Consider the following 19,889-nt stretch of genomic DNA (forward strand, 5'->3'; position numbering starts at 1 on the left):
GGTAGAGCGATGAAACCCACACGCGCAAGACTTTCGGTCTTGGCCATGCTGTTTGTGGTCACGGCAATCAACTACATGGACCGCGCCAACCTGTCTGTTGCCGGCTCAGCGATTCAAGGCCAGTTCGCCTTGTCGCCAACCCAGTTGGGCCTGCTGTTTTCGATGTTCACCTGGTTCTATGCCATGAGCCAGGTCCCGGTCGGCTACGTGCTCGACCGCGTAGGTCCGCGGCGGTTGTACGGCAGTGCGATCATCCTGTGGAGTGTCTTCACTTTCCTCATGGGCTTCGCCTCCCATCATTTGTTCGCCACCGCGTCGGCGTCGTTTGTGATGCTGCTGGTCTGCCGTGCCTTGATCGGTGTCGCCGAAGCGCCGTCGTTTCCCTCCAACACCAAGATCATCGCCAACTGGTTCCCCGACCATGAGCGGGCGCGGGCCACGGCGACCTATTCGAGCGCCCAATACATCGGCCTGGCGGTGCTGACGCCGGTGCTGTCGTACATCGTCGCCACTTGGGGCTGGGAAGCGTCGTTCTACATTTCCGGCGCCGTGGGCATCGTCTTCGGCATCTATTGGTTGATCGCTTATCGCGATCCACAGGACAGTACCAAGGCCAACCAGGCAGAGCTCGACATGATCCGCGACGGTGGCGGTTACGGTTCGGCAAACCAGCGCGGCAACAGCACCAAGGTCAACTGGCCGGACGTGCGCCATGTGCTGCGTCAGCCGACCGTCTGGGGGCTGTTTATCGCGCAGTTCGCCGCGTCCTCAACCCTGTATTTTTTCCTGACCTGGTTCATTGTCTATCTGGAAAAAGGCCTGGGCCTGTCGATTGCCAAAGCCGGGGTCGGCGCCATGTTCCCGTACTTGATGGCCATGTGCGGCGTGCTGTGTGGCGGTGTGCTCAGCGACATGCTGCTCAAGCGCGGTCACTCGCGGACCAAGGCGCGCAAAATTCCAGTGATGTGCGGGCTGGCGGTAACCACCAGCATTTGCCTGGTGAATTTTTTCGAAGACCAGCCAGTGATCGCCATCGCGATTCTGTCGGTGGCGTTCTTCGCCAATGCCTTCTCCAATCTGGGCTGGGTGGTATGCAGTGACGTCATTCCACGGCACCTGATCGGCACTCTCGGTGGTTTCTTGAATATCTTCGGCAATCTGTCGGGGATCATCAGTCCGATCGTCATTGGGGTGATTCTGGAGCGCACGCACAGCTTCCAGTACGCGATGTTCTACATCGCCGCCGTCGCACTGATGGGCTTTCTCGCTTACACATTTCTGGTGGGCAAGATCGAGGTCGTCGAGCTGCCAAACGCCGAATCCAAATCCGATCGCCCTTTGGGCAAACACTCCGAGGCATGAGGTAAATCAAAATGGCCATTCAAACAATAGAAAACCGCGCTTGTGTCGCCTACGGGATCAAGGACGTTCGCCACACATCGCTGCCGCTCGCGTACTCCGCCGAGGAGCAAGTGTTGGTCAAAGTCAGTCGTGGCGGCATCTGCGGTTCCGACATCCATTACTACCAGCATGCCAAGGCCGGGATGTCGATTCTCAAGAACCCGCTGGTGCTGGGTCATGAATTCATCGGGGTGATCGCGGCAGTGCCGACCGGCAGCGCGCTCAAGGTCGGCCAGCGGGTCGCGGTCAATCCGTCGCAGCCGTGCAACAAGTGCGCGCTGTGCCTGGAGGGCAAACAGAATGTCTGCCGCAGCATGAAATTCATGGGCAGCGCGCAATTCAATCCCCACGTAAATGGTGGTTTTTCTGAGTACGTCGCGGTTACTGAGCAGCAGTGCGTGCCGTATGCCGACAACTCCAAAGACAGCGTGATGGTTTTCGCCGAGCCTTTGGCGGTGGCGATTCACGCGGTGCATCAGGCGGGTGACCTGGTCGGGAAAAAGGTTCTGGTCACCGGTTCCGGCCCGATTGGTTGTCTGGTAATGGCTGCTGCCTTCAACGCCGGCGCCGCCGAAGTGGTCGCTACCGACATGAGCGAGCGCTGCCGTGAACTGGCAGTGCAGATGGGGGCGACCCTTGCGGTGGACCCGACCGATACCGAGTCCACGGCACAGTGGGCCGAGGAGGGTGGTTACTTCGATGTCTGCTTCGAAGCATCTGGTTCGCCGGCAGCGATCGCTTCCACAGCATCGTTCACTAGACCGAAAGGCACAGTGGTGCAATTGGGTATGGGCCACAACACGGTCGAGATGCCGCTGGGCCTGCTGCTGGTTAAAGAGATCAAGTTGGTTGGGTCGTTCCGCTTTATCGACGAGTTCACCACCTCGGTGCGCTGGCTGGAGAGTGGTCGTATCGATCCGCTGCCGCTGCTGTCCGCCGAGTTCAACCAGGACCAGGTCGTCGAGGCGTTGGAGCTGGCCGGTGACAAGAGCAAAGCGGCGAAGGTGCAGCTGATCTTTGCTTGAATGCCGCTTTAGTGCATCAGCCCCTCCCTTGCGAGAGGCTTTTCATGACCTGTATCGGATAATTGAACTTCATGACTTTCATTGCGCCGACCCAAGCGTCTTTACGTATCGCCCTGATCGGCGAATGTATGATCGAGTTGCAACAACGCCCCGACGGCCAACTGCTGCAAAGCTTTGGTGGTGATACTTTGAACACTGCGGTCTATCTACGGCGTCTGACTGCTGCGGGTTGGCAGGTGTCCTATGTCACCGCGTTGGGTGATGACAGTTTCAGTGAGACCATGTGTGCTGCCTGGGCAGATGAAGGAATCGACCTGTCGCTGGTACAGCGTTTGCCGGGACGCCTGCCGGGGTTGTATTGCATCCAGACCGACGCCCATGGCGAACGGCGCTTTTTGTATTGGCGCAACGAAGCCGCCGTACGCGAATGCTTTACCAATGCGATGGCTGCGCAGGTGTTGACAGCGCTGGACGATTACTCGGTGTTTTATCTGAGTGGCATCACCCTGGCGGTGCTCGGTGAGGCTGGCCTTGATCGCTTGTTGCCGCGGCTGATAGCGGCGCGCGCTCGCGGCGCCAAACTGGTGTTCGACAACAATTATCGACCTCGCCTGTGGCGCGACCGTCACCACGCGTCAGACACCTATCAACGGCTGCTGCCGCATCTGGATCTGGCCTTGTTGACCCTGGACGATGAGCAGGCGCTGTTCGAGGAAACCGACGTCGAGTCGACCTTCAATCGCTATCGGCAGATGGGTGTAAATGAAGTGGTGATCAAACGTGGCGCGCAGAGCTGTCTGGTCCAGCACGACGACGCGTTGCATGAAGTGTGTGCGACAACGGTCGACAGGGTGGTCGATACCACGGCCGCCGGCGATTCGTTCAGCGCGGGCTACTTGGCGACCCGGCTGCACGGCGGCTCCCCACAACACGCGGCTGCAGAAGGGCACCGGCTGGCTGGGCGAGTGATTCAGTATCCGGGAGCGTTGATTGCGCGGGAGGTGATGCCGGGCTGACGACTTGCTGTTTCGCCGCTTTTCCTGAAACTGTCGAACGGTGGTCTTTCTGTTTGCGAAAACAAAGCGCTTAAAGCGCTAACTTTCTGGTGGTGCAGCAGACGGGGAGACTTACAGATTGTTTGGAGTAGCCAGCTTGTTGGTACGTAATCGGGCACAGTACCCGGCGGAGCCGGCCTTCGCGGTAACGAACGCGTTGCCGGCTGAGTTGAGTGGCTGTGGGCAGAACCCAGTAGCGTGTCTTGGATTAATTCCCTTCTTGCTCTTGATACACCCCAAAAACAAGTCCAGAATTGAGTCCATTCCTGCTTCAGGAATAAAAGAAATCCCTTGAATTTCAATGGGTCGGATGCCAGATGCGAGTCTCGTTTCCTTCTCCAAAAACGCAAAAACGCCGCTCACTGAGCGGCGTTTTTGTTTGCGTGTATGTTGGGCGGCGTCGAAGAGAGATCACAACCTCTGTTTTCGTTCCGGCGCTTCCTGCGGAAGCTGCCTCTATACCCGTTCTTGAGGCCCCTAGGTGTAGGCAAGAGTCCATTCGAAAAATTAGCCGCTGGTCGAAAAGCAATACTTCATCCAGGGTGTGGGCTGAAGTGTGGGCTGGCAGGTTTTTCCAAACCCCAGAAACGACAAAGCCCTGAATAATCAGGGCTTTGTCGTATAAAGATGGCGGAGGCGATGGGATTCGAACTCATGGACCTGTTACAGTCGACGGTTTTCAAGACCGTTGCCTTAAACCACTCGGCCACACCTCCGTTTGCGTTGCGGGCGCCATAATACCTGAATGAAACACACTGTCAAACTCTCTGCATGGCTTGTTACAGAGCGTCTGTTATGATCTTTGCGACTGAACGTTTCAAACCCAACAGGAGTGTCGCCATGCGCGAACAGGATTACGCAGTTAATAACAGCGTGCAGGCTGAGCAGCTAGAGGTTAGCCGCGTCCTGCGCAACACTTACGGCTTACTCGCTCTCACCCTCGCATTCAGCGGCGTGATGGCGTTTGTCGCGCAGCAGATGCGTGTCGGCTACCCGAATATCTTCGTGGTGCTGATCGGCTTCTACGGCCTTTTCTTTCTCACCAACAAACTCCGTGACTCGGCGTGGGGCCTGGTTTCTGCGTTCGCGCTGACCGGTTTCATGGGTTTCCTGCTCGGTCCGATCCTCAACCGCTACCTGGGTATGCAGGGCGGCGCGGAAGTTGTCAGTTCGGCCTTCGCGATGACCGCGCTGGTGTTCGGCGGCCTGTCGGCTTATGTGCTGATCACCCGCAAGGACATGAGCTTCCTCGGCGGTTTCATTACAGCCGGTTTCTTTGTGCTGCTGGGCGCGACACTGGCGAGCTTGTTCTTCCAGATCAGCGGTCTGCAATTGGCAATCAGCGCAGGTTTCGTTCTGTTCTCGTCGGTGTGCATTCTGTTTCAGACCAGCGCCATCATTCACGGCGGCGAGCGCAACTACATCATGGCGACCATCAGCCTGTATGTATCGATCTACAACCTGTTCGTCAGCTTGCTGCAACTGTTCGGCATCATGAGCCGCGATGATTGATCGCCAGCCTTGAGTAAAAAACCCGCTTCGGCGGGTTTTTTATTGTCTGTGATTTGGCTCAGTTCGTTGGTTTCAACAAAACAGCACTCAAGCCATCGGCGGTAGCCGGCGCTTGACCGGGGTCTTCTTGACGATGGCGGTGTTGGTTTCGGCGTGGGTGTTGAGGCGATCGAGGAGGGTGTCCAGTTGTTCCATCGAGCGCACATGCAGGCGGGCGATGAAACAGTCGTCGCCGGTGACTTTGTCGCACTCGGTGAATTCGGGGATGGCCTGAATCTGTCGCTCCACTTCCTGCAGCTGGCCCGGCAACGGGCGGATGCGGACGATGGCCTGGAGTTGGTAGCCGAAGCATTTGGGGTCGATCTCGACGGTGTAGCCCTTGAGCACGCCACGTTCTTCGAGGCGGCGCAGGCGTTCGGCGATGCTGGGCGAGGACAGGCCGCTGATTTGGGCCAGGGCCTTGAGTGAGCGGCGTGAGTCTTCCATCAGCGCGCTGATCAGCACTTGGTCGATGTCATCGGTCATGGCGAATCCCCTGTTAGGCAATTGGCTGAATAAGCCTTGATAAAAAAGGCAGAAGCCGAGTTTAGCCTGCTTTTTGCGCTGGAGAAGCCCCCCGGTGGATTGGCATACTTTGGGCTCAAACACGGGAGGTTGATGATGGACAAAACACTACGTCGCGGCTCATTCGAGATGACCGCCGCCATGCTGATTTCCGGGACCATTGGTTGGTTCGTGCTGGTGTCCGGGCAACCGGTGCTGGACGTGGTGTTCTGGCGCTGCGTGTTCGGTGCTGCCACCTTATTGCTGATCTGCGCGGCGTTCGGCTTTCTGCGCCCTGGCATTTTGACGTCCACCACCTTTTTGCTGGCGGTGCTGAGCGGTGTGGCGATTGTCGGTAACTGGGTGCTGTTATTCGCGTCTTACTCCCGCGCCTCGATTGCCATTGGCACGGCGGTTTATAACGTCCAGCCGTTCATGCTGGTGGGGCTGGCCGCGCTGTTTCTGGGAGAGAAGATCACCCTGCAAAAACTGTTCTGGCTGGGTATTTCGTTTCTCGGAATGCTGGCGATTGTCAGCGCACATGGCGGGCAGGGCGAGGGTGGCAACGATTACCTGATGGGGATTGGTCTGGCGCTGGGGGCGGCCTTTCTGTACGCGATTGCCGCGTTGATCATCAAGCGCCTGACCGGTACGCCACCGCATCTGATCGCGTTGATCCAGGTCTGCACCGGCGTGCTGTTGCTCGCGCCCTTCGCGCATTTCTCTGCCATACCGCAAACACCCAATGCCTGGGCCAGTCTGGTGACCCTGGGCATCGTGCACACCGGTTTGATGTATGTGTTGCTCTACGGCGCGATTCAAAAACTGCCGACAGCGCTGACCGGCGCGCTATCGTTCATCTACCCGATTGCGGCGATTTTCGTTGACTGGTTCGCCTTCGGCCACCGCCTGGAGCCGCTGCAATGGATCGGTGTCGCCGCGATTCTATTGGCCGCCGCCGGGATGCAACAGGGTTGGGGCCTGAAGCCTCGGCGGCTGGTGGCGCAATAATCAGCGTCTCAGATGTTCCAGCGCGGTGCGGTCTTCGCCAAGCGCTGGCGCATCTCGTCGATGTTCGCGGTCAATTGCCGGGTCAGCAATCGGTAGCCATCCAGCGGACTGTAGACCGGCGCATCGAGCGTTGAGTCCGATGGCGATTCGGCTGGCCGGCTGAGCCGCTGCGAAGCGCCCGATTTCAATGCCCGAGCCATACCGATCAGTTGCACCCGAATCTGTCGGTGTTCGGTTTTCAATGCCGATTGCAGATGGGTCATTGCCTCGGAGTCATCAGCATTCGGTCGGCTATTGCCGAGGATTTCCAGGATGCTCACGCACATCCGCAGATTGCGCTGAATCGCGTCGAGTTCGGTCATGGAAACTCGCACTTCCTTGGACACCGAGGGCATCAATGAGCGCAGTTGTATCATCACCGTGTTCAAGCGATTCATGAGCTTGAGGTGTTCGTCAGCGGTGACGGACTCACCGTTGGTGGCAGTCGAAAGCCTCTGATGATGCTCAGGCTCGGTGTCCTCAGAAGATGTAGTCGGTGGTCAGGAAGCTCGAGTTTCGTCCGCTGATGATCTCGCTGAGAAGCTCTTTGCTGCTCTCCTGGAACTTGGTCGCCACCAGGGTCCGAATCGAAAACACTCGCAGCGCATCATGTACCGACAACGTGCCTTCGGCGGAGTTCTTGCGGCCGTTGAACGGATAGGTGTCCGGACCGCGTTGGCACTGGGCGTTGAGGTTGATCCGGCCGACCTGATTGGCGAAGGTGTCCACCAGTCTGCCGACCGCCACCGGGTTGGTGCCGAAAATGCTCAGCTGCTGACCGAAGTCGGATTCCAGGACGTAATCGATCACGGTGTCCAGATGACGGTAGGGCACGATCGGTACGACCGGGCCGAACTGTTCTTCCTGATAGACGCGCATCTGCGGTGTCACCGGGTACAACACGGCCGGGTAGAAGAACGATGCGCGGGCTTCACCGCCATTGGGGTTGACCACGGCAGCACCTTTGCTGACCGCGTCCGCCACCAAGGTGTGCAGATAATCGACCTTGCCTGATTCCGGCAATGGCGTCAGGGCCACGCCGCTGTCCCACGGCATGCCGGGTTTGAGGCTGGCGAGTTTGGTGTTGAATTTCTCAATGAACGCCTCGACCACGTCTTCGTGGACGAAGAGGATTTTCAGCGCGGTGCAGCGCTGGCCGTTGAACGACAGGGAACCGGTGACGGCTTCGTTCACAGCATTGTCCAGATCGACCTCAGGCAGAACGATGCCGGGGTTCTTCGCATCCAGGCCCAGCGCCGCGCGCAGGCGGTGAGGCCTTGGGTGAAGTTTTTTCAGGTCGCTGGCGGCCTTGTTGGTGCCGATGAACGCAAAGATATCGATCTTGCCGCTGGCCATCAGCGCACTGACGGTCTCGCGGCCGCTGCCGTAAATGACGTTGATCACCCCGGCCGGGAAGCTGTCGCGAAAGGCTTCCAGCAGCGGGCGAATCAACAGCACGCCGAGCTTGGCCGGTTTGAACACCACGGTGTTGCCCATGATCAGCGCCGGAATCAGCGTGGTGAAGGTTTCGTTCAGTGGGTAGTTGTAAGGCCCCATGCACAACGCCACGCCCAACGGAACGCGGCGGATCTGGCCGAGGGTGTCCTGCTCCAGTTCGAAGCGGCTGGAGCGGCGGTCGAGTTCCTTGAGGGCGTTGATGGTGTCGACGATGTAGTCGCAGGTGCGGTCGAACTCTTTTTCCGAGTCCTTGAGGTTTTTACCGATCTCCCACATCAACAACTTGACCACCGCCTCGCGCTGTTCGCGCATGCGAGTCAGGAAGGTTTCGATGTGCTGGATACGCTCGGCCACGCGCATGGTCGGCCACAGGCCCTGGCCGCGATCATAGGCGCGGACGGCGGCGTCGAGCGCGGTCAATGCAGTGTCGGCATCGAGCAGCGGCGTGCTGCCGAGGATCACTTGTTCATCGCCATTCGCGCCGCTCAGGTACACCGGGCTGCGGACTTGAGCGAGGGGCCCGGACCAGGTTTTCAGTTCGCCATCGACCAGGTATTCGCGCTGTTCGGTCTGGCCGTTGAGGCGGTACTTTTCCGGGACGTTGTCGGCGGTGGGAAACAGGTTGCCAAGGATCTGTGCTGTGGTCATATCGCTACCCCGTCTGGATTGGCTGATGCACTGATGAATCGTTTTAGCAGACCTCGGACTCGCTTGTCATGACTCATCTTATGATTTTTTGGCTCGGTGTTGCGGATCGTCGTAGCAGCTGCCGAGCCTGCGAGGCTGCGTTCGGCGGCTACAGGGCTGCGACCTTTTGCCCTGAAAACACACAAGTAACGATCCTGCGGTTAAACTTCGCATTCTTTCTGAAGGAGTTCATATGAGTTACTACCAGCCGGGCATTCTCGCCACCCCCGTTCCGCCTCAAGCTCGTCATATGTTCTTCGCCCTTGAGTCCGCCGAGGCACTGCCGGCTGCGCTGGATAACCTGATGCGCCTGGTGGACGGAAAATCGGCGGTGGTCGGTTTCGGTGAATCCCTGGTCAAGGCGCTGCACGCGCAGATCGATGGCTTGCGTGCCTTTCCTGCGCTGGTTGGGGTCGGTGTCGACAACCCGTCGACCCAACACGCGCTCTGGTGCTGGCTGCACGGTGTTGACCGTGGCGAATTGCTTAATCGCAGTCATGCGATCGAAGCCGCGCTGGCACCGGCCCTGCGTCTGGTGCAGATGAACGAAACCTTCCGCCACATGACCGGCCACGACCTGACCGGTTACGAAGACGGCACCGAAAACCCTCACGACGAAGCCGCTGTGGCCGCCGCGTTGTTGAGCGAAGGCGCGGACGGTCTGGTCGGTGGCAGCTTCGCCGCGATCCAGCAGTGGCAGCACGACTTGAAAGGCTTCCACGCGATGCCGTCCCATGAAAAGGACAACATCATGGGCCGGCGCCTGAGCGACAACGAAGAACTCGACGACGCGCCGATCTCTGCCCACGTCAAACGCACCGCCCAGGAAAGCTTCACACCCGAAGCGTTCGTGGTCCGTCGCTCGATGCCGTGGATCGAAGGCGATCGCGCCGGCCTGATGTTCCTGGCCTTCGGTTTTTCCCTCGACGCGTTCGAATCCCAGCTGCGGCGCATGAGTGGTCTGGAAGACGGCATCACCGACGGTCTGTATCGCATCAGCCGACCGATCACCGGCGGCTACTACTGGTGCCCACCACTCAAGGACGGTCGCCTCGACCTGCGCGCACTGCGCATCGGCTAAACCTCAAGGAGTGTCTATGAACGTGGTGCGCTGGGGCATGATTGGGTGCGGCAGTGTGGCCGAGCGCAAGAGCGGGCCGGCGTTCTACAAGGCCCCCGGCTCGGCGTTGGTGGCGGTGATGGGGCGGCGTCTGGAGGCGGTGAACGATTACGCCGCGCGCCACGGCATTGCCCGGGTCTACACCGACGCCGGCGCGCTGATCAACGATCCCGAGGTGGACGCGGTGTACATCGCCACGCCACCCGACAGCCATCACGCCTACAGCCTGCAAGTGGCTGCCGCCGGCAAACATTGCTGCGTCGAAAAACCGATGTCGCTGAATGCCGGGCAAAGCCGTGAGATGCAAAAGGTCTTTGCCGAGGCCGGATTGCACCTCTTCGTTGCCTATTATCGACGCTCGTTGCCGCGCTTCCAGCAGGTGCGGCAATGGCTGGAAGAAGGGCGGATCGGCGAAGTCCGACACCTGACCTGGACGCTGACCAAAGCGCCTTCACCGAGCGACCTTGGCGGCACCGATAACTGGCGCACCGATCCGGCGATTGCCGGCGGTGGTTACTTCGCCGACCTCGCCAGCCATGGCTTCGACCTGTTCCAGTACCTGTTGGGTGATATCGTCGAGGTCGCTGGTTTCACCGCGCACCAGGCTGGCCTCTATGCCGCCGAAGACGCCGTCAGCGCCAGTTGGCGGTTTGCGTCCGGGGCGTTGGGCATGGGCTGCTGGAACTTCGTGGCGGACCGTCGCGAGGACCGGGTGGAGGTGATCGGCAGCCAAGGCCGGATCAGCTTTTCGGTGTTCGACGAGCACCCGGTACAGCTGGAAGCCGATGAACACCTCAGCCTGCACATCGAACATCACGAACACATCCAGTGGCACCACGTGCTGGGCATGAACGCCCACATCCGTGGCGAGGCTCAGCACCCGGCGATGGCCGAACAGGCGTTGAAGACCGATTGGGTGATGGACCAGATCCTCAAGCGCGGCTGCTGATCTGTTTTTGTGGCGAGGGAGCTTGCTCCCGCTGGGGCGCGAAGCGGCCCCATTACTGTGCGACCGCATTTCATCAGACACACCGCGTGCATAGTTTTTACGACTGCTGCGCAGCCGAGCGGGAGCAAGCTCCCTCGCCACAAAGTTTCCGGTCAGCCTGACGCCAAGCTCTAACCTTATGCCCAAACAATATTTCTCAACCCTCGCACGGCCTCTCTAAGATCACGTCATAACTCGTTATAACAAGTGATCTTCCATGACCGATAACGTTCTTTCCCTCAGCAGCATCCCGCTGCACACCCAACTGCGCGATGTGCTGCGCGCCCGGATTCTCGACGGCGAATACCCGCAAGACAGCCAGATGCCCTCCGAAAGCGAGCTCGGTACGTTGTTCAAAGTCAGCCGCATCACCGTGCGCCAGGCCTTGGGCGATCTGCAAAAAGAAGGGTTGATCTTCAAGATTCACGGCAAAGGCACGTTCGTGGCCAAACCGAAAACCTTCCAGAACGTCAGCACCCTGCAAGGCCTGGCCGAGTCCATGACCGGTCGCGGCTACGAGGTGATCAACCGTCTGCGCAGCTTTAAATACATTGCCGCCGACAAGCTCGTCGCCGAACGTTTACAGGTGACTGAAGGCGAGACCGTGGCGCAGATCAAACGCGTGCGGCTGATCAACCGCGAGCCGATCTCGCTGGAAATTACGTACCTGCCCAAAGCCATTGGCGAGCGGCTGGAGAAGGCCGACCTGGTCACGCGCGACATTTTCCTGATCCTGGAAAACGACTGCGGCTTGGCCCTCGGGCACGCCGATCTGGCCATCGACGCGGTGCTGGCCGACAGCGACCTGACCCAGGCGCTGAACGTTGAACCCGGCTCGCCGATCATGCGCATCGAGCGTCTGACCCATAGCGCCGATGGCCAGCCCCTGGACTTTGAACACCTTTACTACCGCGGCGATGCGTTCCAGTACCGCTTGCGGATCGACCGGCAAAAAGGGGATCAGGCATGACCCACAGCTCCAGCTCCATGATTAGAAAGTCGCTCGAACAGGAATACGACATCGTCGTGATCGGCGGCGGCACTGCCGGGCCGATGGCGGCGATCAAGGCCAAGGAACGCAACCGCGATCTGCGCGTGCTGTTGATCGACAAGGCCAACGTCAAACGCAGCGGCGCGATCAGCATGGGCATGGACGGGTTGAACAACGCGATCATTCCTGGCCACTCGACCCCGGAGCAGTACACCAAGGAAATCACCATTGCCAACGACGGCATCGTCAATCAGGCAGCGGTGTATGCCTACGCGACCCACAGCTTCGAAACGATCGAGCAACTGGACCGCTGGGGTGTGAAGTTCGAGAAGGACGAAACCGGCGATTACGCGGTCAAGAAAGTCCACCACATGGGCGCTTACGTGCTGCCGATGCCGGAAGGGCACGACATCAAGAAAGTCCTGTACCGCCAGTTGAAACGGGCAAGGGTGAGCATCACCAATCGGCTGGTCTGCACCCGCTTGCTGACGGACGAAGAGGGCGCGGTCAACGGTGTGATGGGCTTCGATTGCCGCACGGCCGACTTCCATGTGATCAAGGCCAAAGCAGTGATCCTGTGCTGCGGTGCCGCCGGGCGTCTGGGTTTGCCGTCCTCGGGTTACCTGATGGGCACCTACGAAAATCCGACCAATGCCGGCGACGGTTACGCCATGGCTTATCACGCCGGGGCCGAGTTGGCGAACCTCGAATGCTTTCAGATCAACCCGCTGATCAAGGATTACAACGGTCCGGCCTGCGCCTACGTCACCGGCCCGCTGGGCGGCTACACCGCCAACAACAAGGGCGAACGCTTCATCGAGTGCGACTACTGGAGCGGGCAGATGATGTGGGAGTTCCACCAGGAACTCGAAAGCGGCAACGGCCCGGTGTTCCTCAAACTCGATCACCTGGCCGAAGAAACCATCCAGAACATCGAAGAGATCCTGCACAGCAACGAACGCCCGAGTCGCGGTCAGTTTCACGCCAATCGCGGCACCGATTACCGCACGCAGATGGTCGAGATGCACATCTCCGAAATCGGTTTTTGCAGTGGCCATTCGGCGTCCGGCGTGTGGGTCAACGAGAAGGCCGAGACGTCGGTGAAGGGGTTGTACTCGGCGGGTGACATGGCGGCGGTGCCGCACAACTACATGCTCGGCGCGTTCACCTATGGCTGGTTTGCCGGCACCAACGCGGCGGACTTTGTCGCCGAGCGCGAGTTCTCAGGGCTGGATGCGGATCAGATCGAAACAGAAAAGGCTCGGGTTTACGCACCGCTGGAGCGCGAATACGGGCTGCCGCCGGCTCAGGTCGAGTACAAGCTGCGGCGTTTTGTGAACGACTACCTGCAACCGCCGAAAGTGACCAGGAAGATGCAAATCGGTCTGCAACGCTTCAGTGATATCCAGCGCGATCTGGATCAGATCAAGGCCCACAACGCCCACGAACTGATGCGCGCCATGGAAGTCAGCATGATCCGCGACTGCGCCGAAATGGCCGCCCGCGCTTCGCTGTTCCGCGCCGAAAGTCGCTGGGGGCTTTACCACTATAGGGTCGACCACCCGCAACGCAACGACAGTGACTGGTTCTGTCATTGCCACCTGAAGAAGGGCGATGACGGCGCGATGACCAGTTTCAAGAAAGCCGTCGAGCCTTACATCATCCCGCTGGACGCCGAAGAAATGCAGGCCTACGACCGGCTGCGGGTCGGTGCCTTTGCTGCCTGAGCATCACCCAAGAGAGAAACCGCCAATGGCCTATCAACCCCAGGAAATCTTCTTCCGCTCCAACGCCCCCGTCACGGTCGACGAGGACAAATGCATCGCCCACAAAGGCTGCACCGTGTGCGTCGACGTCTGCCCGATGGACCTGCTGGCGATCAACCCGGCTACTCAAAAGGCCTACATGGCGTTCGACGAATGCTGGTACTGCATGCCGTGTGAAAAGGACTGCCCGACCGGGGCGGTGAAAGTTGAAATCCCTTATCTGTTGCGCTGAGTGTGGGCAGAGCTGGCATCTCCATTGATTGATCGGACGCCATCGCGGGCAAGCCCGACTCCCACAGGTTTCTTTGGTGTCTGCAAGATTCTGGATTCAGCACAAATCACTGTGGGAGCGGGCTTGCCCGCGAAGAGGCCAGCCCAGACAACCACAAAGCCATCCGGCAACCCCCGGACGCTCGATTCAAAACACCCCTCGTTTCCCACCACGCCCTGATCGTGGCGGAGACGAACATCCTATAAATGATTCGAGGGGATACACCTATGTTGCGTGCAGCATTTGCCGGTCTGGTACTGGCTTCATTCACCTTGTCGGCTTCAGCCGAAACCATCCGCATTGCCATTGGCACCCAGGACACCACCATCAACTGCGCCGCTGGCGGACTGTTGATTCGCGAGCTCGGTCTGCTGGACAAATACCTGCCCCACGACGGCCCCTACAAGGACGCCCAATACGAGGTGCAGTGGAAGAACTTCACCAGCGGCGCACCGCTGACCAACGAGATGGTCGCCGGCAAACTCGACTTCGGCGCCATGGCCGATTTCCCCGGTTCATTCAATGGTGTGGCGTTCGAAACCGCCGGCAAGCACAGCCTGTTCATCAGTGTGCTGTCGGGCAGCATCAAGGGCAGCGGCAACGGCATCGTGGTGCCGAGCGCTTCGGGTGTGCAGTCGTTGGCCGAACTCAAAGGCAAGACCATTTCCGTGCCATTCGCGTCCACCGCCCATGGCATGTTGTTGCGTGCCGTCGCGGCTCAAGGCTGGGACCCGCTCAAGGATGTGAACATCATCGCCCAGGCGCCGGAAGTCGCCGGTTCCGCGTTGCAGGCCGGCAAGATCGAAGCTCACGCCGATTTTGTGCCGTTCGCCGAACTGTTCACCAGCCGCGGTTTCGCTCGCAAGATTTATGACGGTTCCCAGGCCAATACACCGACCTTCCACGGCGCCTTGGTCGATCAGAGCTATGCGAAAAAATACCCGGAGATCGTCGTCGCCTATCTGCGTGCGAGCATTGAGGCCAATCAGTTGCTGGCGGCGGAACCGGAGAAATACAGCGAGCTGATCGCCAAAGTCACCGGCGTCGATGCCGAGGTCAATTACCTGTTCCACGGCCCGCTGGGCGTACAAACCCGGGACCTGAGCTGGAAGCCGGAATACCGTCAGGCGGTGGGCACGGCCATCGATACCCTCAAATTGTTGAAGAAGGCTGATCGTGGTCTCGATCTGAATACCTTCATTGACGACCAATACATCCGCGCCGCGTTCAAGGCCTCGAAACTGGACTACACCGCGCAACTGGCCAACTACGCACAAACACCTCTGAAGGCGGTGGATGCGCTGGACGGCAAGGCCATTACCGACTTCAGTCATGTGGCGGAGATCTGGGTGCGTGGCGAGCCGAAAGTCCGCCAATACGCCTCGGCGGAGTCGGCTTTCACCGCGTTGGCGAGCCTGAAGCAGGAAGGCAAAAACATCCGCGCGGTGTATGCCCAGGCCAGTGACAGCGGGATCAAATTGCTGGCGGATCAGGCGTGGTTTGCCAGCGATGCGAAAGGGCACCTCAGCGCGTTCCTGCTCAAAGGCCAGGCCCAACAATTCGCCACGGCCCAGGGCGGTAAAGTCTTCGACTTCACCGACGCCACCACCCAGGCGGTAGCCGTCCGCTAACCGCAAGAACAACTCGGTCAACTGTGGGATAGAAGTCGTACGCAAATACTGAGTTCACCACCGATCAACTGTGTGTGGCGAGCCTGCTCGCGATGGGGTTGGACCAGCCAACATAAATGCTGAATGCCTGACCGCAATCGCGAGCAAGCCCGCTCCCACAGGATCTCGGGTGAAAGGAAGAATTATGTCTCGATCATTGTCACGCTGGCTCCCCCGAGCCGCTTCATTGCTGCTCTGCCTGCTGTTCTGGCAACTCGCCGCGAGTGGCCACTGGAACCTCGGTCTGGTCACCTTCGCCAACGTCCCGACACCCGTGGCGGTCATCCAGGCCGCCCTAGGCCTCGGCGACTCCGGCAAGCTCGCCCAACACCTGAGCAGCAGCCTCGGCCGGGTCTTCGCCGGTTACCTCGCGGCGCTGATCATCGGCGTCGCTTTGGGCGTGGCCATAGGTCGTTCGAAATGGGCCGAGGATTTATTGCTGCCACCTCTGGAAGTCCTGCGCCCGATCCCGGCCGTGGCCTGGATTCCCCTGGCGATCCTGATGTTCCCGTCGTCGGAACTGTCCATGGTTTTCATCACCTTCACCGGCGCGTTGTTCCCGGTTCTGCTCAACACCGTGCACGGCGTCGAAAGCGTCGACCCGCGATTGATCGCCTCGGCGAAAAGCCTTGGGGCAGGGCGTCGGGCGATTCTGCTGGAGGTGATTCTGCCGGGCGCCGCGCCGAGCATCATCACCGGCCTCGCCATCGGCATGGGCACTTCGTGGTTTTGCCTGGTGACCGCCGAAATGATCTCCGGCCAGTACGGCATCGGCTACTACACCTGGGAGTCCTACACCATCCAGAACTACGCCGACATCGTGGTCGGCATGTTGCTGATCGGCGTGCTCGGGATGGGCAGCAGCCTGTTGATCAAACGCTTGGGCGGGCTATTCACGCCTTGGCACCGACCACGAGGAAAAGCCTGATGAGCGTGATGCAAAGTCCTGAAGGGCGGATCGACATCCGCCAATTGTCCATCGTCCTCGGTGAAGGCCTGCAGGCGTTCGAAGCCGTGCAAGGCCTCGACTGCCAGATTGAACCGGGGCAATTCGTGTGCATCCTCGGGCCGTCCGGTTGCGGTAAATCGACCTTGCTCGGCGCGCTGGCCGGTCACCTGCAGCCGCGAACCGGCACCCTGAAAGTCGACGGTGCGCAGGTCTCAGGGCCATCGCCGCAACGTGGCATGGTCTTCCAGCAGCACACGCTGTTCCCTTGGCGCACCGTGCGCGACAACGTGGCTTTCGGCCTGAAAATGCGCGGCATCGGCAAAGCCGAACGCCATACAGCGGCTGATGAAATGCTGGCCCTGGTGGGCCTCGAAGGCTTTGCCGAGCGCTGGCCGAATCAGCTGTCGGGCGGTATGCAGCAACGGGTGGAAATCGCCCGGGTGCTGATCAATCGTCCGCGCTTGTTGTTGATGGACGAACCCTTCGGCGCCCTCGATGCGCTGACCCGGTTGAACATGCAGGAACTGCTGCTGGATATCTGGACGCGAATTCGCACCACCGTTGTGTTCGTCACCCATGACATCGACGAAGCGCTGTTCCTCGCCGATCGCCTGCTGGTCATGAGTTCGCGTCCGGGCAGAATCATCGAAGACCTGCACCTCGACTTCCCCCGGCCACGCACCACTGAACGGGTGACGAGCCACGAGTTTTCCCGCTTGAAGCGTCATTGCCTCGAGTTGCTGCGTCACGAAGACGGTCGGCAATTACCGCGCCTGAACCCTCTCGGACTTCCCCCTGAAAACCCACTGCCGCGATTTGCCCTATGACCTCTCTATTCGATGTAACCGATAACGACGACATCCTGGCCTTACAGTCGCGCCTGACCGATGACGACCCTGGCGTGCGCCGCATCGCCCTGATCGAACTGGCCGACCTTGAAGAGCCGGATGGCTTGCTGTGGCTGGTCAATCGACTGGCTGAAGACCCGACCGAAGAAGTGCGCGCCGAAGCCGCGCGATTGCTGGAAGCCTGGGAGGATGATCCGGTGGTCGAAGCGCTGTGCCAGGCGCTGACTGACTCATCGCTGGCGGTGCAGTCTGCCGCTGCGCAAAGCCTCAGCCTGCTTAAGAGTGAAGCAGCGGGGCGGGTGATTTTGCCGTGGACCGGGCATGCCGACATCAGCGTGCGCATCGCGGCTTTCAGGGCCTTGCGCGAATTGCGTTTCCCCCAGGCGGCTTGCGCGGCATTGTCCGCGTTGGACGATAGGGACGCCAATGTCCGGCGTGAAGCAGTCGGCGTACTCGGCTGGCTCAAACAACTCGATGCGTTGCCGGCCCTGGCCCGGCTCGCCAGCCACGACCCGGACACCGAAGTCCGCCGCGCTGCCACCGGCGCCCTCGGCCTGGCATCCGACGCGCAAGTGCTGCCGGCGCTGCGTCAGGCGTTGCAGGACCAGGCCTGGCAAGTGCGCGAAGAAGCCGCCACCACATTGGGCAAGGTCGGACACGCCGACGCCGGTTCTGCCTTGGTCGAAGCCTTGAGTGATGACTACTGGCAAGTCCGCCTGCGCGCCACCCGCAGCCTTGGCCGTTTGCGTTACGTTCCGGCCCTCGAAGCGTTGATCGAAACCCTCGGCCACCGCATCAGCAACCTGCGCAAGGAAGCGGCCCTGGCCCTTGGTGAATTGAACGATCAAGGCGCCATCGCCGCATTGCAGACGGCGCAAGACGATGGCGACCCGGAAGTACGCAAAGCCGTGCGCATCGCCTTGAGTCAACTGCAATGAACCCGGTGGCGATTGCTAATTCCCAAGGTAAACAACAGCTGCGATTGAACTGGCCGGACGGTCGCGAGCAACGGCTCGATCACGCCGAGCTACGCCGCCAATGTCCCTGCTCGCAGTGCAGGGCGTTGCGACTGCAAGGCCTGACGGTGAAAGTGGATGAACGCATCCGTGTGATCGAACTCAACGCCCAAGGCTACGGCCTGCAACTGATCTTCAGCGACGGCCACGAACGCGGCATCTACCCATGGCCCTATCTCTCAGGACTCACCTGAACCTGTAGGAGCGAGGCTTGCCCGCGAAGGCGGCGTACCTGACACACCGCCTTCGCGGGCAAGCCTCGCTCCTACAAGTCCTTGCCAGGAAAAACTGAAAAGAGTACAAATGTACTCCATGACGACTTTAACTCCCCGCCGTACTGCCATCCTGACCTTCATCCGCGATCGAATCGCCGAACACGGTCAGCCCCCGAGCCTCGCTGAGATCAGCGAGGCCTTTGGTTTCGCCTCTCGTAGCGTGGCGCGCAAGCACGTGCTCGCGCTGACTGAGGCCGGTTTTATCGAGGTCAATGCGCATCAGGCGCGCGGCATTCGGCTGTTGAATCAACCGCCGCGGCCCGAGCTGCTGGATGTTCCGGTTCTCGGTCGAGTGGCGGCCGGTGCGCCGATCGGTGCCGATGCCGAGGTCCACAGCCGTTTGCTGCTTGATCCATCGATCTTCTCGCGGGTGCCCGACTACATGCTGCGGGTGCAGGGCGATTCGATGATCGAGGATGGCATTCTCGACGGTGATCTGGTGGGCGTGCGGCGCAATCTCGAAGCGCTCAACGGCCAGATCGTCGTGGCGCGGCTCGACGGCGAAGTCACTATCAAGCGTTTCGAGCGGGTCGGCGATTCTGTTCGCCTGTTACCGCGCAATCCGGCTTACAAGCCGATCATTGTTCGAGCCGATCAGGATCTGGCCATTGAAGGCGTGTTCTGCGGTCTGGTGAGGCAAGGGTGATGGGCGCCGTCGTTGCGTTGGATACGCTGTTCAATGGCGGCCAGGTCTGGAAGGGCCGGCCTGTGCCACCGGCCGTCAGCCCGCAACCCACGGGGCATGCGGCGCTGGACGTGGCATTGCCCACTGGCGGCTGGCCGGAAGCGGCACTGACTGAAATCCTGTTGGCCGGGCAGGGCGTGGGTGAGTTGCAACTGGTGTGGCCAGCGCTGGCGCGGCTGTCGGCGGCAGGTGAGCGCATCGTGCTGGTGGCGCCGCCTTACGTGCCCTATCCCCAGGCCTGGCAGAACGCCGGGGTCGATCTGCGGCAACTGTCGATCATCCAGGCCAGCGAGCGCGATGCGCTGTGGGCGGCGGAACAATGCCTGCGTTCGGGCAGTTGCGGGGCGGTGTTGTGCTGGCCGCACAAAGCCGACGATCGAGCGTTGCGACGTTTGCAGGTGGCGGCGGAAACCGGTCAGACCCTGGCGTTCGCCTATCGCTCGCTCAGTGAGGCCATCAACCCGTCGCCAGCGGCCCTGCGCATCGCCATCGACGCCCAACCTGCGCAATTGCGAGTGCTCAAGTGCCGGGGCGGGCTGGCCCGTTCGGCGCCGATTGCCTTTGCCGTCGGGCATTGAG

Annotated in this window: 19 protein-coding genes, 1 tRNA gene and 1 pseudogene; 17 read left to right on the top strand and 4 right to left on the bottom strand. The window is 60.3% G+C overall.

Annotated elements, in window-relative coordinates; all coding sequences use genetic code 11:
* Positions 1–9 precede the first annotated feature (9 nt).
* The 3 genes from PMI18_RS20645 (at position 10) to PMI18_RS20635 (ending at position 3,442) form a co-directional block, all read left to right on the top strand.
* Entirely contained in the window at positions 10–1,362 is a 1,353-nt protein-coding gene (locus PMI18_RS20645) for an MFS transporter (protein ID WP_007898168.1), read from the top strand.
* 11 nt (positions 1,363–1,373) lie between these two features.
* On the top strand, positions 1,374–2,426 hold the full coding sequence (gene idnD / locus PMI18_RS20640) for an L-idonate 5-dehydrogenase (protein ID WP_007898171.1): 1,053 nt from the start codon (positions 1,374–1,376) through the stop codon (positions 2,424–2,426).
* A gap of 71 nt (positions 2,427–2,497) precedes the next feature.
* The gene (locus PMI18_RS20635; protein WP_007898174.1) at positions 2,498–3,442 is read left to right on the top strand and encodes a sugar kinase; all 945 of its coding nucleotides are present in this window, start codon (positions 2,498–2,500) and stop codon (positions 3,440–3,442) included.
* Between the two features lie 667 nt (positions 3,443–4,109).
* Here the strand turns inward: PMI18_RS20635 and PMI18_RS20630 are convergent.
* Positions 4,110–4,197: transfer RNA gene (locus PMI18_RS20630), tRNA-Ser, on the bottom strand.
* Positions 4,198–4,321: 124 nt separating this feature from the next.
* On the opposite strand from PMI18_RS20630, the gene PMI18_RS20625 reads away from it, so the two are divergent.
* Positions 4,322–4,993, top strand: a complete 672-nt coding sequence (locus tag PMI18_RS20625; RefSeq protein ID WP_007898177.1) for a Bax inhibitor-1/YccA family protein — start codon at positions 4,322–4,324, stop codon at positions 4,991–4,993.
* A gap of 87 nt (positions 4,994–5,080) precedes the next feature.
* Here PMI18_RS20625 and PMI18_RS20620 read toward each other — a convergent pair whose 3' ends face one another.
* Entirely contained in the window at positions 5,081–5,518 is a 438-nt protein-coding gene (locus PMI18_RS20620) for an Lrp/AsnC family transcriptional regulator (RefSeq protein WP_007898180.1), read from the bottom strand.
* Between the two features lie 135 nt (positions 5,519–5,653).
* On the opposite strand from PMI18_RS20620, the gene PMI18_RS20615 reads away from it, so the two are divergent.
* Positions 5,654–6,547, top strand: a complete 894-nt coding sequence (locus PMI18_RS20615) for a DMT family transporter (protein WP_007898182.1) — start codon at positions 5,654–5,656, stop codon at positions 6,545–6,547.
* Positions 6,548–6,555: 8 nt separating this feature from the next.
* Here the strand turns inward: PMI18_RS20615 and PMI18_RS20610 are convergent.
* Positions 6,556–7,023, bottom strand: a pseudogene (locus tag PMI18_RS20610) (FUSC family protein); the annotation flags it as partial.
* A gap of 43 nt (positions 7,024–7,066) precedes the next feature.
* The gene (locus PMI18_RS20605) at positions 7,067–8,692 is read right to left on the bottom strand and encodes an NADP-dependent glyceraldehyde-3-phosphate dehydrogenase (protein ID WP_007898184.1); all 1,626 of its coding nucleotides are present in this window, start codon (positions 8,690–8,692) and stop codon (positions 7,067–7,069) included.
* 232 nt (positions 8,693–8,924) lie between these two features.
* On the opposite strand from PMI18_RS20605, the gene PMI18_RS20600 reads away from it, so the two are divergent.
* The 12 genes from PMI18_RS20600 (at position 8,925) to imuA (ending at position 19,888) form a co-directional block, all read left to right on the top strand.
* On the top strand, positions 8,925–9,812 hold the full coding sequence (locus tag PMI18_RS20600) for a Dyp-type peroxidase (protein ID WP_007898185.1): 888 nt from the start codon (positions 8,925–8,927) through the stop codon (positions 9,810–9,812).
* A 16-nt stretch (positions 9,813–9,828) separates the two neighbouring features.
* Positions 9,829–10,800: a Gfo/Idh/MocA family protein gene (locus PMI18_RS20595; protein ID WP_007898186.1), complete on the top strand. Its 972-nt coding sequence runs from the start codon at positions 9,829–9,831 to the stop codon at positions 10,798–10,800.
* A gap of 256 nt (positions 10,801–11,056) precedes the next feature.
* Positions 11,057–11,809 carry a GntR family transcriptional regulator gene (locus PMI18_RS20590; RefSeq protein WP_007898187.1) on the top strand — a complete coding sequence of 251 codons (753 nt, stop codon included), beginning with the start codon at positions 11,057–11,059 and terminating at the stop codon, positions 11,807–11,809.
* 17 nt (positions 11,810–11,826) lie between these two features.
* Positions 11,827–13,557, top strand: coding sequence for a fumarate reductase/succinate dehydrogenase flavoprotein subunit (locus PMI18_RS20585; RefSeq protein ID WP_033036178.1), 1,731 nt, complete (start codon positions 11,827–11,829; stop codon positions 13,555–13,557).
* A gap of 25 nt (positions 13,558–13,582) precedes the next feature.
* Positions 13,583–13,828, top strand: a complete 246-nt coding sequence (locus PMI18_RS20580; protein ID WP_003180418.1) for a 4Fe-4S dicluster domain-containing protein — start codon at positions 13,583–13,585, stop codon at positions 13,826–13,828.
* A gap of 266 nt (positions 13,829–14,094) precedes the next feature.
* A complete protein-coding gene (locus PMI18_RS20575; RefSeq protein ID WP_007898189.1) occupies positions 14,095–15,498 on the top strand; it encodes an ABC transporter substrate-binding protein in 1,404 nt (467 codons plus the stop codon).
* Between the two features lie 184 nt (positions 15,499–15,682).
* Positions 15,683–16,465, top strand: a complete 783-nt coding sequence (locus PMI18_RS20570; RefSeq protein ID WP_007898190.1) for an ABC transporter permease — start codon at positions 15,683–15,685, stop codon at positions 16,463–16,465.
* On the top strand, positions 16,465–17,313 hold the full coding sequence (locus tag PMI18_RS20565) for an ABC transporter ATP-binding protein (protein WP_007898192.1): 849 nt from the start codon (positions 16,465–16,467) through the stop codon (positions 17,311–17,313). Before PMI18_RS20570 ends, PMI18_RS20565 begins: the two co-directional genes overlap by 1 nt.
* Entirely contained in the window at positions 17,310–18,272 is a 963-nt protein-coding gene (locus tag PMI18_RS20560; RefSeq protein WP_007898193.1) for a HEAT repeat domain-containing protein, read from the top strand. The genes PMI18_RS20565 and PMI18_RS20560 overlap by 4 nt, the downstream gene beginning before the upstream one ends.
* A complete protein-coding gene (locus PMI18_RS20555; protein ID WP_007898194.1) occupies positions 18,269–18,544 on the top strand; it encodes a DUF971 domain-containing protein in 276 nt (91 codons plus the stop codon). The genes PMI18_RS20560 and PMI18_RS20555 overlap by 4 nt, the downstream gene beginning before the upstream one ends.
* Before the next feature lie 109 nt (positions 18,545–18,653).
* On the top strand, positions 18,654–19,271 hold the full coding sequence (gene lexA / locus PMI18_RS20550; RefSeq protein ID WP_007898195.1) for a transcriptional repressor LexA: 618 nt from the start codon (positions 18,654–18,656) through the stop codon (positions 19,269–19,271).
* A complete protein-coding gene (gene imuA / locus PMI18_RS20545; RefSeq protein WP_007898196.1) occupies positions 19,271–19,888 on the top strand; it encodes a translesion DNA synthesis-associated protein ImuA in 618 nt (205 codons plus the stop codon). Before lexA ends, imuA begins: the two co-directional genes overlap by 1 nt.
* Position 19,889 lies beyond the last annotated feature (1 nt).

Origin of the sequence: Pseudomonas sp. GM102, from assembly GCF_000282555.1 — a bacterium.
Taxonomy (GTDB): domain Bacteria; phylum Pseudomonadota; class Gammaproteobacteria; order Pseudomonadales; family Pseudomonadaceae; genus Aquipseudomonas.